General features: G+C 70.7%; 12 protein-coding genes. 4 read left to right on the top strand and 8 right to left on the bottom strand.

What is annotated here, in order from left to right; genetic code table 11:
- Positions 1 to 22: 22 nt before the first annotated feature.
- The 7 genes from ACXYMW_RS06045 to ACXYMW_RS06015 all read right to left on the bottom strand — a co-directional run bounded on the left by ACXYMW_RS06045 (position 23) and on the right by ACXYMW_RS06015 (position 6587).
- Entirely contained in the window at positions 23 to 466 is a 444-nt protein-coding gene (locus tag ACXYMW_RS06045; RefSeq protein WP_459034393.1) for a MaoC family dehydratase, read from the bottom strand.
- Positions 467 to 649: 183 nt separating this feature from the next.
- Positions 650 to 1522 carry a TIGR01459 family HAD-type hydrolase gene (locus tag ACXYMW_RS06040; RefSeq protein ID WP_459034444.1) on the bottom strand — a complete coding sequence of 291 codons (873 nt, stop codon included), beginning with the start codon at positions 1520 to 1522 and terminating at the stop codon, positions 650 to 652.
- 64 nt (positions 1523 to 1586) lie between these two features.
- Positions 1587 to 2222, bottom strand: coding sequence for a phosphoglycolate phosphatase (gene gph, locus ACXYMW_RS06035; protein WP_459034392.1), 636 nt, complete (start codon positions 2220 to 2222; stop codon positions 1587 to 1589).
- Between the two features lie 95 nt (positions 2223 to 2317).
- Positions 2318 to 3241, bottom strand: a complete 924-nt coding sequence (locus ACXYMW_RS06030; protein WP_459034391.1) for a manganese-dependent inorganic pyrophosphatase — start codon at positions 3239 to 3241, stop codon at positions 2318 to 2320.
- A 97-nt stretch (positions 3242 to 3338) separates the two neighbouring features.
- Entirely contained in the window at positions 3339 to 3992 is a 654-nt protein-coding gene (locus ACXYMW_RS06025) for a YggS family pyridoxal phosphate-dependent enzyme (RefSeq protein ID WP_459034390.1), read from the bottom strand.
- Positions 3983 to 5452, bottom strand: coding sequence for a sulfotransferase family protein (locus ACXYMW_RS06020; RefSeq protein WP_459034389.1), 1470 nt, complete (start codon positions 5450 to 5452; stop codon positions 3983 to 3985). The genes ACXYMW_RS06025 and ACXYMW_RS06020 overlap by 10 nt, the downstream gene beginning before the upstream one ends.
- 103 nt (positions 5453 to 5555) lie before the next feature.
- Positions 5556 to 6587 carry a porin gene (locus ACXYMW_RS06015; RefSeq protein ID WP_459034388.1) on the bottom strand — a complete coding sequence of 344 codons (1032 nt, stop codon included), beginning with the start codon at positions 6585 to 6587 and terminating at the stop codon, positions 5556 to 5558.
- Positions 6588 to 6886: 299 nt separating this feature from the next.
- Between ACXYMW_RS06015 and ACXYMW_RS06010 the strand changes: the two genes are divergently transcribed.
- Positions 6887 to 7336 carry a DUF3576 domain-containing protein gene (locus ACXYMW_RS06010; protein ID WP_459034443.1) on the top strand — a complete coding sequence of 150 codons (450 nt, stop codon included), beginning with the start codon at positions 6887 to 6889 and terminating at the stop codon, positions 7334 to 7336.
- A 44-nt stretch (positions 7337 to 7380) separates the two neighbouring features.
- Here the strand turns inward: ACXYMW_RS06010 and ACXYMW_RS06005 are convergent, their stop codons facing one another.
- Entirely contained in the window at positions 7381 to 8640 is a 1260-nt protein-coding gene (locus ACXYMW_RS06005) for a glycosyltransferase (RefSeq protein WP_459034387.1), read from the bottom strand.
- Positions 8641 to 8811: 171 nt separating this feature from the next.
- Between ACXYMW_RS06005 and leuS the strand changes: the two genes are divergently transcribed.
- From leuS to holA, 3 genes are read left to right on the top strand one after another with little or no spacing between them, the layout of a single operon-like run.
- A complete protein-coding gene (leuS, locus tag ACXYMW_RS06000; protein WP_459034386.1) occupies positions 8812 to 11385 on the top strand; it encodes a leucine--tRNA ligase in 2574 nt (857 codons plus the stop codon).
- Positions 11372 to 11875 carry an LPS assembly lipoprotein LptE gene (lptE, locus tag ACXYMW_RS05995; protein ID WP_459034385.1) on the top strand — a complete coding sequence of 168 codons (504 nt, stop codon included), beginning with the start codon at positions 11372 to 11374 and terminating at the stop codon, positions 11873 to 11875. The genes leuS and lptE overlap by 14 nt, the downstream gene beginning before the upstream one ends.
- On the top strand, positions 11872 to 12897 hold the full coding sequence (gene holA / locus ACXYMW_RS05990) for a DNA polymerase III subunit delta (RefSeq protein ID WP_459034384.1): 1026 nt from the start codon (positions 11872 to 11874) through the stop codon (positions 12895 to 12897). The genes lptE and holA overlap by 4 nt, the downstream gene beginning before the upstream one ends.
- Positions 12898 to 12909: the final 12 nt, after the last annotated feature.

Genomic DNA, 12909 nt, shown 5'->3' with positions numbered 1-12909 from the left:
CGGCGCGCGGAGGCGCCCGGGATCAGTCGAACTTGCGCGACGGGGCGAGCACCGTGGCCTCGCCGATCAGGACCTTCTTGCCGTCCACCGCGCAATGGCAGTTCAGCTTGACGCGACGCTTGGCGAGGTCGATCTCGATGACCTCGACCTCGGCATGGACCAGGTCGCCGGGCCGTACCGGGCCGAGGAATTTCAGCGTTTGACCCATATAGACCGTGCCGTGGCCCGGAAGCTGCTCGCCGATCACCGCCGAGATCAGCCCGGCGGTCAGCATGCCATGGGCGATGCGGCCCTCGAAGATGGTGTCGCGGGCATACTCGTCGTCGAGATGCACCGGGTTCCGGTCGGTGGAGACCTCGGCGAACATCTCGATGTCGCGGTCGGTCACCTCCTTGCGCAGCGACCGGGTCATGCCGATCTCGATATCCTCGATGCAGATCGTGCCGCGCGGCAGGTTGTCGAACATGTCAGCCTCCATCCGAAGCGCCCCGGTAACAAACCGACGCCGAACGCGCCGCGTATTGCAACTTTATTACTTCGCGGATGCAGAAAATCAAGGCCGACCAAGGCCGCATGGCGCGGCGCGGACGTTGTGTCACATCACCCGTCCGGGTGGGGCCGCCCCGACAGACGGGGCGGCGGGGCGCTTTCAGCGCAGGAAACCGATGGCGAAGGTCGGCGAGATCTGCTCGGCGCGGAGGTAGCCGGTCAGCGCCGCCGCCTCGGGCTGGGTCGCGGTGCGGGTTTCCTGCGCCGCCAGCCCGCCGGTGATGAAGAGCGAATCGATGTCCTCGCCGAGCGCCCCGGCGATGTCGGTATGCGGCCCGTCTCCGATGGCCAGGATGCGGTCGTTCGAGGGCACGTGGCCGAGCTCGGACAGCCGCAGCCGGGCGAGATCGTAGATCGGCGGATGCGGCTTGCCGAAATACAGGCTCTCGCCGCCCATCTCGGTGTAGAGCCGGGCCAGCGCCCCGGCGCACCATTCCCGTTTCTCGCCGCGGTCGACGACGATGTCGGGATTGGCGCAGAGCAGTTTCAGGCCCTTCTGCTTGGCGAGCAGGAATTGCGGGCGCAGGTCCGCCGGGTCGGCCTGCGGGTCGAAGGGGCCGCAGCAGACGATGCCCTCGGCCTCCTCGAGCTCCACGGTCTCGATCGGCACCGGGTTCTCGATCACCTTGAGCGGCTCGAAGAAGCTGTTGTCGTGGCGCTCGCCGATGAACCAGACCTTGCGGCCCACGGCGCCCCGGAACATCGCCGCGCGGGCCGAGTCCCCCGAGGTGGCGATGGTGTCCCAGGCATCCTCGGGCACGCCCATGCGGCCGATCTGGGTCTCGACATGGCGCCGGGCGCGCGGCGCGTTGGTCAACAGCACCACCTTGCCGCCGCGGGCGCGGAAGCCCTGCAGCGCCGCCACCGCCTCGGGATAGGCGGTGACGCCGTTGTGCACGCAGCCCCAGAGGTCGACGAACAGCGCGTCGTAGCGGTCGGAGATCTCGGAGAGGGCGGTGATGATCTGGGTCATGGAAGCCTCGGCCATTGCGTCCGGCCCGGTATGGCGCGGCGCCGGAGAAATGGCCAGACGGGGCTCAGCCGACGAGGCCCGGCAGATCCTCGAAGCGGTCGAAGGCGGCGCGGTGCGGCAGCTCCGCCGCCGGGCGCTGGCGGTAGCCCCGGGTGTAGAGCAGGAAGTCGATGCCGCCGCGCTGCGCCGTCTCGGCATCGGTCTCGCTGTCGCCGACATAGAGCGCCGGCCCGTCTCCCAGCGCCGCGAGCGCGGCGTGCAGCATCGCCGGATCGGGTTTGCGGCTGGGCAGGCTGTCGCCGCCGATCACGCAGGCGAAGTGGCGGCTCAGGCCGAGATGCGCCAGCACCGCGCGGGCCGGTCCGGCGGGCTTGTTTGTGCAGAGCGCCAGACGATGGCCGGCCGCTTCCAGCGCGTCGAGCGCCGCCACCGCGCCCGGATAGGGATGGGTCAGGTCGTGCGCGGTCTCGTAATCGGCAATGAAGGCCTCGGTCAGGCGCGGCAGGTCGGCCTCCGGCAGGCCGCGCGCGGCGGCCATCCGGGCCACGAAGACGGGGGCCCCGGCGCCGATGAAGGAAACCGTCTCCGCCCGGCTCAGCGGCGCCTTTCCCTCGGCGGCGAGCAGCCGGTTGGCGACGCCGCGGATGTCGGGGGCGCTGTCGATCAGCGTGCCGTCGAGGTCGAAGGCAATGCGGGCCATGCAAGCTCCGGGGGAGGCGGGCCGCGCCCGGCGGGCGGGCGCGGCGGCAGGGGGATGGGGCGCCGCCAGGCGGCGGCGCCGGTTCGACGCGCCGGTCAGGCGGCCTTGAGCACCGGGATGATCTGCTTCTTGCGGCTCATCACCCCGGGCAGGACCACGTTGTCGCCGCTGACCGAGACGCCGAAGCTGGCCTCGGCGATGGCCTTCACCCGGTCGTTGGGGACCAGCAGGGTGGCCTCCTCGTTGAGGATGTCGACCACGAAGAGCAGCACCTCGTCGGCGCCGTCCTCCTGGGCCACGCCGGGCATCGCCGCCATCAGCGCGTCCTTGCGGTCGAGCACCTGGCCCGGCGCGGTGGTCTCCAGCACGGACACCCGCAGCTTGGTGCCCTCGACCGCGTATTCCTTGGAATCCATGCGCAGCAGCTCGGACTCGGAGAAGGCCGAGACGTCGGACTTGGCGGCGAACATCTCCGCCGCGTAGGCGTGGATGTCGATGCCCAGATCCTCGGCCATGGAATGCGCGATCGCCTTGTCTTCCTTGGTGGTGGTGGGCGAGCGGAATTCCAGCGTGTCGGACAGGATGCAGGTCAGGATGGCGCCCTTGATCGCCTCGGGCGCCTGGGCGAGGTCGTCGCCGATCATCTTGCGCAGGATCGTGGCGGTGCAGGCCAGCGGCTCGATGCGGATCTCGATCGGGCCCTTGGTCTCGAGCCCGCCGACCAGCTTGTGATGGTCGATGATGGCGCGGATGTCGGCCTTGTTGATGTCGGCCGGCAGTTCGGCGGGGTTGTTGGTGTCGACGATCACCACCGCCTGGCCCTCTGCCACCTCCGAGATGATCTCGGGCTTGTCGAGCTTCCAGCGCTCGAGCATGAAGGCCGCTTCGGTGTTGGGCTCGCCCAGCAGGACCGGCTTGGCGTCCTCGCCGCGGACCTGGCTGAGATACCACGCCCAGATGATCGGGCTGCCGGTGGAATCGGTGTCGGGCGACTTGTGGCCGAAAACCTGGATGGTCATGCAATGTCCTCTGGTGGAAGCGGATTCGCGCGCGTGTATAGGCGCGCCGCGGCGCCTTGTCACCCGAGGCCCTGGTCGCATGTCGCCTCGGCCGGGCTCAGCCGTAATCGCGCTCCCCGAAGATCGCCGAGCCGACCCGGACATGGGTGGCGCCGAGCGCGATGGCCTGCTCGAAATCCGCCGACATGCCCATTGACAGGCCGTCGAGCCCGTTGCGCGCGGCCAGCTTGGCCAGCAGCGCGAAATGCAGCGACGGCGTCTCCTCGACCGGCGGGATGCACATCAGCCCGCGCACCGGCAGCCCGAGGCCGCGGCATTCGGCCACGAAGGCGTCGGTCTCGGCGGGCAGGATGCCCGCCTTCTGCGGCTCCTCGCCGGTGTTCACCTGGACAAAGAGGTCGGGGCAGCGCCCGACCTCGTCGGCGAGCCGGGCCAGCGCGGTGGCGAGCTTCGGACGGTCGAGCGAATGGATGGCGTCGAAGAGCTCCACGGCGCGGCGCGCCTTGTTGGACTGCAGCGGCCCGATCAGGTGCACCGCGACGTCGGGGTAGCGGTCGCGGAAGCCCGGCCACTTGCCCTCGGCCTCCTGCACCTTGTTCTCCCCGAACAGCCGGTGCCCGGCGTCGAGCACCGCCTCCACCCGCGCGTCGGGCTGCACCTTGGAGACCGCCACGAGGGCGATGTCGGCCGGATCGCGGCCGGCCTCGCGGGCGGCCGTGGCGATGCGGTCGCGGATGTCCTTCAATCCCATATGTCGTCTTCCCAGGCTTCGAAGAAGGGGCCGAGCTCGGCCTCGTAGCGGCGCCAGCCGCCGACCGACCCGGCATGGATCGGGCGCCGCGCCTGCGCCACGCTGAGCGTGCGCACCGGCCCGTTCCCGGCGGCGGCGGGGTCGGCGCATTCCGGCGTCCAGTCCTGCCCGGCCGCCGCGATCAGCGCCCGTGCGCCGTCCTCGGGGCGCTGCACCAGATCCTCGTAGCGGTATTCCGTCAGCCGGTCGCCCAGCCGGTCGCGCCAGAATGCGATGCTGTCGCGGTAAGCGCGGATGGCATGGGCGATGTCGGCCAGATCGTTGCCGTAGCGGTGGGTGCCGGTGCGGAAATGGTTCTTGTAGATCGACACCGCGACGTCGCGCGGGTCGCGGTGGATGGCGACGAAGCGGGCCTGCGGCAGGGCGCGGGCGAGAAAGCCGTAGACCAGGTGCGACTGGATCGACTTGTCGGTGACGGCGCCGCGGGTGGCGCCGGTGTCGCGGCGCAGCCCGGTGCGGTAGGCGGCGGCAAGTTCGGCCAGCCGGGCCTCGGGAACGCGGGCCAGCGGGGTCATCTGGCCCTCGTGGACGAAGCCCTGCCAGACCAGCCGCAGGGCATGCGCCAGCTCGCCGCCGGCGCGGATCCCGGGGTGGCGGGCGATCACCCGCTCGGCCAGCGTGGTGCCCGAGCGCGGCAGTCCGGTGACGAAGACCGGCCAGGGCGCGGCGTCCGCGGCGATCGGAGTCAGGTCGGCGCCGTCCTGGGCCAGCCGGATGGCGCGGTCCTCGGCCAGCCGGGCGGCGCGGTCGTAGGGCGCGAGCTTGCGCTGCAGGCGGTTGGCGCGGTGCAGGTGGTCGAAGACCTCGCCATACGCGCCCAGATCCTCCAGCGCCTTGGCCATGGCGAAATGCCCGTTGAGGCGGGACTCCGCCCCCGGGTCGCGGTGGTTCAGCAGCTTGCGCAGCCGGTCGAGCAGCGGCTCGTCCGGTCCCACCTTCAGGGTCGCGAAAAGGGTGCGGTAGAGCACGCCCTCGCGCGGGTGGCGCTCGATCAGCCGGCGCAGCAGCGCCTCGGCCTCGGCGAAGCGGCCGATCTGCTGCAAAAAGATCGCCTTGTCGGTCTCGGCGTGCAGCCGCGGCTTGCTGGCGGCGATGCGGCGGTCGTGCAGCTTCAGCGCCCGGTCCTCGGCGCCGATGGCGGCGAAGGCGGCGATGCCGGCCTCGATCAGCTGCGCGTCGCCGGGGCGGGCCGCCAGCGCCCGGTCGAGATGCGCGGCCCGGGCGGCGAGATCGCCGGCATCGTGGGCCAGCTGCGACAGCTGCGCGTGCAGCTCGGGCGCGTCGGGGGCATGGGTCAAAAGCGCGGTCAGCGCCTCGCGCGCCGCCTCTGCCCGGCCGGCGCGGGCCAGCGCGATGGCGCGGGCATAGCGGTCTTGCAGCTGGGCGGGGCGGGGGGACATGGCGCGGCGCTCTCCTTCCGTCCCGGGTGTAGGAGCGGACGGCGCAAAAGAAAAGAGCGGGCGCAGGGCCCGCTCTTTCCCGAAAGTCCGATCTCTTGGGAGATCAGAAGTCCATCCGGAGACCCAGCGAGTAGGTGTCGGAGTCGGTGGTGCCAGCGGCACGCTCTGCTTCGCTCCAGCCGTAGCCGGCCTGGGCGCGGAGACCGCCGCCGAGGTCGTAGGACGCTGCGAGGCCCCAGCCCTTGTTGGTGTCGCCGTCGATGCCGGCATAGTCGTCGAACTCGCCGTAGTTCACGCCGACTGCCAGGGCGTTCATCTCGTAGCCAACGCCAAGACCCCAGTGGGTGGTGTCCTCGAGGCCGCCTGCATCCCAGTCGAAGGTCGAGTAGGTGGCGCCGACCGACAGGCCGCTGGCGAAGCCGGCGGTGGCTGCAACGGAGGTCAGGTTGCCGTAGTCGTCCTGGGTCTGGTAGCCGAGGCCGGTGTTGATCGACACGCCCGAGTACTCAGCGGCGTAGGACACGCCCACACCGTAGATGGTGTCGGAGTCGTTGGATTCGTCGACCAGCGGGGTTGCCGGATCGTCGCTGATGTCGCTGCCGTTGTTCTCCTGCTCGGCCGACAGCGAGAAGGTGAAGGCGGAGTAGGTGTAGTCGAAGCGGGCGACCTGACCGTCGGAGTTGGTCGACTGCGCGCCGAAGGTGCGGTTGCCGTCGAAGAACTCGTTGCCTGCGTCGAAGCCGAGGTGCTCGGTCTCGTCGTCGGCGAGCGAGCCGCCGGCCAGGTTCATTTCCGGAACGCGGGCGTCGATCGCGCCGTCGGTGTCGCCCATGGTCAGGGTGGCGCCGGCGAAGGAGACGAAGATCGATTCACCGCTCTGGAAGGCCGGGTTCTCGGAGAGGGCGCCGTCGCCGCCTTCGTCGAGGTCGATGTTCGCACCGAACGACAGGCCGTTGTCCGACTCGCCGGTCATGGTGAAGGTGACGTCGATGTCGGTGAAGAACTGAGCGTCGTCGTTACCGTTGTCGAAGATACCCATCTCGGCCCAACCGGTGATCGCGACCCCGAGGTCCTGAGCGGAGGCGACGCCCGCCGTTGCAACCAGCGTGGTGGATGCAAGAAGAAGCTTTTTCATGTGTTCCCTCATGTGTCTTTAAGGCACGTACCAATCCGGAAGCCCGGCCTTGATGGAAGTGTCTATGCGCCTTCGCGGCCCGCCCATGCAACCCGAGGCCGGGAGGGGCCGGGAACAAGCTTTCCTTTGATGCACAATTGCCACAAGCCCGGCGCGGGCCTGCCCCGAGCGGCCGCTCCGGCGCCGCTTGCCCGGGCCGCGCCTGGCTTGTAAGGAAGACCGGCGCAGCCGGCGAAATCAGGGCGGGAGCAGGGACGATGACGGCAAAAGGGTGGCGGACCGCACTCGGTCTGGTGGCGATGACGGCAACGCTCGCGGCCTGTTCGCCGCGCCAGGAGCCGGTCGAGACCCGGTCGGCCCGGGAGATCGCCGACCAGGAGATCTACGGCGCCCAGGGGGCGCCGGAATCGACCATCTGGGACATCTTCCTGCGCCGCGGCGACGCCTCCGAGATCGGCGCGGTGAACCGCTATATCTGGAACGCCGCGCTCGAGACGCTGAGCTTCCTGCCGGTGGAATCGGTCGATCCCTTCACCGGGGTGATCACCACCGGCTACGGCGTGCCGCCGGGCGGCGGCCAGCCCTACCGCGCCACCGTCTACGTCACCGACCCGGCGCTCGATGCGCGCGCCCTCAACGTCGCGGTGATGACGCGGCAGGGCCCGGCCAGCGCCGCCACCGTGCGCGCCGTCGAGGATGCCATCCTGACCCGCGCCCGGCAGCTGCGCCAGGCCGACGCGCGGTTCTGAGCCGGGCCTGACCTGACCGGTCCGGCCGACGGCCCGGCGCGCCGTCAGACCAGCGGCGGGCGCGGCGCCCGGGCCGCCAGATCCGCCACCCAGTCGAGCTGCTGCGGCAGCGCCACCCGGCGCAGGTCGTAGCGCTCCACCACGCGGGCGCGCGCCGCGGCGCCCAGCCGGGCACGGGTCGGGGCATCGTCGAGCAGGGCGCAGAGCCGCTCCACCAGCGCCGTCTTGTCGAAGAAATCCACCAGCCACCCGGTGGCGTCGTGCTCGATCGCCTCGCGCACCGGCGCGGTGTCGGAGGCGAGGATGGCGCATTCCGCGCTCATCGCCTCGAGCAGCGACCAGGACAGCACGAAGGGATAGGTCAGGTAGACGTGGACCCGGCTGACCTGCAGCACCGACAGGAAGCGGCGATACGGCACCCGGCCGAGGTAATGCACGCGCTGCCAGTCCGCCTCGTCGATGCGGTCGCGCACCTCGTCGATGAAGATCTGTTTCCAGGTCTGGCCCTTGGGAGCCGGGGCGCCGTAGCTGACCTCGTCGCCGCCGATCATCACGATCTGGGCCTCGGGGCGGCGGGCCAGGATCTCGGGCAGGGCGCGCATGAAGCGGTGATAGCCGCGATAGGGTTCGAGATTGCGGTTGATGAAGGTCACGACCTCGTCGTCGCGGGTCAGCACGCGGCCGCCCTCGAGATCGAGCCGGGCGGCGGGATCGGGGCGCACGTTCTCGGTGTCGATGCCGTCATGCAGCACCGTGATGCGGTCCTGCCAGACCTCGGGAAAGGTGCCGGCCTGGAACCGCGTCGGGCTGATCCCGGCATCCATGACCTCCTGGTGGAGCCGGTTGTTGAGGTTCTTCATGCGCAGCCGCAGCGGGTCGGTGACCTTCTGGCGGCTGGGGAATTCCGGGTCGAAGGCGGTGAATTCCGGCGCCGCGAGGTGATAGAGTTCGCAATAGAGACCCATGCGCGCCTCGGGCCAGACATCCTTGAGAAACAGGCTTTCGCCCCAGCCGTGATGGGCCAGGATGACGTCGGGCGAGAACCCCTTGTCGCGCAGCTCGGTCGCGGCCTGCCAGCAGGCCGTGCCGCGCAGCAGCTTGGTCTCGAAATCCACCAGCCAGGGGTGCAGGTTGGGGGTCGAGCGGCCGTTGATGACGTAGGGCGCGATCGCCACGCCGTTCCAGCGCCCGGCCTCCTTGACCCGCGGCGTCAGGGCCAGAACCCGGTGCCCGGCCGCCGCCAGCGCCGGCGCGAGGTGCTTGTACTGGCCGGGAAAGTTCTGATGGATCACCAGGATGTTCATGCCGGTTTCGCCCGCTGCCGTCGCCCGTCAGACGGTTGTCGCACAGGGAATCGCGTCTGGGAACGGCAAACCCGGCGGGCGCGCCGCGGCGCCGGCGGGCTGGCGACTGGACGCCGCGCCCGGCGCGGCCTATCACGCGCCCCAGCCCCGAGACGACCAGAGGAACGGACGATGTCCCGCTACGCGCCCGCCGAGATCGAGCCGAAATGGCAGAACGCCTGGGAAAAGGCCGGGACCTTCCGCGCCACCCGGGACCAGGACCGGCCGAAATACTACGTGCTCGAGATGTTCCCCTATCCGTCGGGGCGCATCCATATCGGCCATGTGCGCAACTACACGATGGGCGACGTGGTGGCCCGCTACAAGCGCGCCACCGGGCACAACGTGCTGCACCCGATGGGATTTGACGCCTTCGGCATGCCGGCCGAGAACGCCGCCATGGCCTCGGGCGGGCACCCCAAGACCTGGACCTACGACAACATCGACACCATGGTCGCGCAGATGAAGCCGCTGGGCTTCTCGCTCGACTGGGAGCGGATGTTCGCGACCTGCGATCCGGAATATTACGGCCAGCAGCAGGCGCTGTTTCTCGACTTCCTCGAAAAGGGCCTGGTCTACCGCAAGAACGCGGTGGTGAACTGGGACCCGGTCGACATGACCGTGCTGGCCAACGAGCAGGTCGAGAACGGCCGCGGCTGGCGCTCCGGCGCGCTGGTCGAGCGGCGCGAGCTGACGCAGTGGTTCTTCCGCATCTCGGACTATTCCGCCGATCTGCTGGACGCGCTCGATGGCCTCGACGACTGGCCGGCCAAGGTCAAGCTGATGCAGGCCAACTGGATCGGCCGCTCGCGCGGGCTGCAATTTGCCTTCTCGACCATCGACGCGCCCGAGGGCTTCGACTGTGTCGAGGTCTACACCACCCGTCCCGACACGCTGATGGGCGCGAGCTTCGTCGGCATCTCGCCCGACCACCCGCTGGCCCGGCATCTCGAGAAGGACAGCGCCGAGGTGGCCGAGTTCTGCGCCGAATGCCGCCGCATGGGCACCTCGGAAGAGGAGCTCGAGAAGGCCGAGAAGCGCGGGCTCGACACCGGTCTCCGGGTCCGCCACCCGTTCGACACGAGCTGGGGGCTGCCGGTCTACATCGCCAACTTCATCCTGATGGATTACGGCACCGGGGCGATCTTCGGCTGCCCGGCGCATGACCAGCGCGACCTCGATTTCGCCCGGAAATACGAGCTGCCGGTACGCTCGGTCTTCGGCCCGGCGATGGGCGAGGAGGGCACCTTCATCCCGCCCGAGGAGGGCGGCCCGGCCTACGTGCCCTCGAAGCCCGCCATCGTGCGCTACATCCGCGGCTTCGCCGGCGAGGAGGCGATGTCGGGCGAGACCGCGGTCGAGGCGGCGATCGCCTTCTGCGAGGAGAACGGCATCGGCCAGGGCGTGACCAAGTACCGCCTGCGCGACTGGGGCCTGTCGCGGCAGCGCTACTGGGGCTGCCCGATCCCGGTGGTGCATTGCGAGGCCTGCGGCGTGGTGCCGGAGAAGAAGGAGAACCTGCCGGTCACGCTGCCCGACGACGTCTCCTTCGATCAGCCCGGCAACCCGCTCGACCGGCACCCGACCTGGCGCGACGTCTCCTGCCCGTCCTGCGGCGCCCCGGCGCGGCGCGAGACCGACACGATGGACACCTTCGTCGATTCGTCGTGGTATTTCGCGCGCTTCACCGCGCCGCGCGTCGGCACGCCCACCGACCCGGCCGAGGCCGAGTACTGGATGAATGTGGACCAGTATATCGGCGGCATCGAGCACGCCATCCTGCACCTGCTCTATGCCCGGTTCTTCGCGCGGGCGATGCACGAGACCGGGCACCTGCCCGCAAGCGCGCGCGAGCCCTTCGACGCGCTGTTCACCCAAGGCATGGTGACGCACGCGATCTACCAGACCCGCGACGGCGACGGCCGCCCGGTCTACCACTTCCCCGAGGAGGTCGAGCTGCGCGACGGCCGCGCCTTCCTGCAAGACGGCCGCGAGGCCGAGATCGTGCCCTCGGCCAAGATGTCGAAGTCGAAGAAGAACGTCGTCGACCCGGTGGCGATCATCGAGCAATACGGCGCCGACACGGCGCGCTGGTTCGTGCTGTCGGACAGCCCGCCGGAGCGCGACGTGGAATGGACCGCCTCGGGCGCCGAGGCGGCGCACAAGCACCTCGCCCGGGTCTGGCGCATCGCCGCCGAGGCCGCCGCCTCGGAGGCCGGGGCGCAGGACGGCGACGCCGATCTGCTGCGCGAGATGCACCGCGCCATCCACGAGGTCACGACCGGCATCGACAGCTTCGGCTTCAACGCCGCCATCGCCCGGCTCTACGCCTTCACCAACGCGCTGTCGAAGGCCCAGGCCGGCGGCGCGGCGAAGCGCCAGGCGGCGCGCAGCCTGGCCATCCTGATGGCGCCGATGACGCCGCACCTGGCCGAGGAGATGTGGGCCATGCTGGGCGGCGAGGGGCTGGTCGCCGAGGCCGCCTGGCCGGTCGCCGACGAGGCCATGCTGGTCGATGACACGGTGACCCTGCCGATCCAGATCAACGGCAAGCGCCGGGCCGAGATCGTGGTGCCGAAGGAGATGCCCAAGGACGAGGTTGAAAAGCTCGCGCTGGGGCATCACGCTGTGCTCAAGGCGCTGGACGGCGCCGCGCCGAAGAAGGTGATCGTGGTGCCCGGACGGATCGTCAATGTCGTCATGTGACCGCCGCCGGGCGCTGGCCGCGCTGGCCGGCGCGGCGCTGGCCGCCGGGCTCGCGGGCTGCGGCTTCGCGCCGGCCTACGGCCCCGGCGGCGGCGCCGGGGCGCTGCTCGGCCGGGTCGCGCCGGACCAGCCCGAGGGCCGCCCCGGCTACCTGCTGGTGCGCCGGCTCGAGGAGCGGCTGGGCCGCGCCACCGCGCCGGCCTACCGGCTGGCCTACGAGATCGATCTCGGCCAGAGCGATCTCGGCACCACCTCGACCGGCACCACCACGCGGTTCCGCCGCATCGGCTCGGTCAGCTACCGGCTGATCGACGCGGCGAGCGGGGCGGAGCTTCTCTCCGACCGGGTCGAGAGCTTCACCGGCTATTCCGCCACCGGGTCGAGCGTCGCCACGCTGGCGGCCGAGCGCGACGCGCTGGAGCGGCTGATGACCATCCTCGCCGACCGCATCGTCGATCACCTCGTGGTGGCGGCCGCCGACCTGCCATGAAGCTTTCGCCCCGCGACGCGCCGGCCTATTTCCGCAAGCCCGATCCCGACAGGGCCGGTCTGCTGATCTTCGGCGAGGACGCGATGCGGGTGGCGCTGCGTCGCCAGGAGGCGGTGGCGGCGCTGATCGGCCCCGAGGGCGAGGCCGAGATGCGGCTGACCCGCCTGCCGGCCGCCGAGCTGCGCCGCGACCGCGCGGCGCTCAGCGACGCGGTCAAGGCGCAGGGCTTCTTCCCGGGGCCGCGCGTGGCCTTCGTCGAGGACGCCAATGACAGCGTCGCCGAGCCGGTGCTGGCGGCGCTCGCGGAATGGCGCCCGGGCGACGCGGTGATCGTGGTCACCGCCGGCAGCCTGAAGGCCACCTCGAAGCTGCGCAAGGGCTTCGAGGCCGATCCCCGGAGCTATGCCGCGGCGATCTACAACGACCCGCCGAGCCGCGCCGAGATCGAGGCCGACCTTGCCCGGGCCGGGCTCGAGGCGGTCGACAAGGCGGCCTCGGAGGCGCTCTTCGCGCTGGCCCGCCAGCTCGATCCGGGGGATTTCCGCCAGACCGTCGAGAAGCTCGCGCTCTACAAGATCGGCGATGCCACGCCGCTCGGCGCCGATGAGGTGGCGCTTCTGGCGCCGGCCTCGACCGAGGCGGCGCTCGACGACGTGCTGCACGTGGTGGCCGAGGGCCGCAGCGCCGAAATCGGGCCGCTGATGCAGCGCCTCGCGGCGCAGGGCACCAACGCGGTCACCCTGACCATTGCCGCGCTGCGCCATTTCCGCATCCTGCACGCCGCCGCAGCGCATCCCGGCGGCGCCGCGCAGGGCATCGCCCGGGCCCGGCCGCCGGTCTTCGGGCCGCGCCGCGACCGCATGGCGCGCCAGGCCCAGGGCTGGGGCGTGGCGCGGCTCGACCAGGCGTTGCGCATCCTCACCGAGACCGACCTGGCGCTGCGCTCGGCCGGGCAGCGGGCGCCGGCCATGGCGCTGGTGGAACGGGCGCTCATTCGGCTGGCAATGCTGGGCCGGCGCTAGGCCGGGGCGCGA

Source organism: Roseivivax sp. CAU 1761 (assembly GCF_054482755.1).
This window is presented reverse-complemented; position numbering and strand designations above follow the sequence as displayed.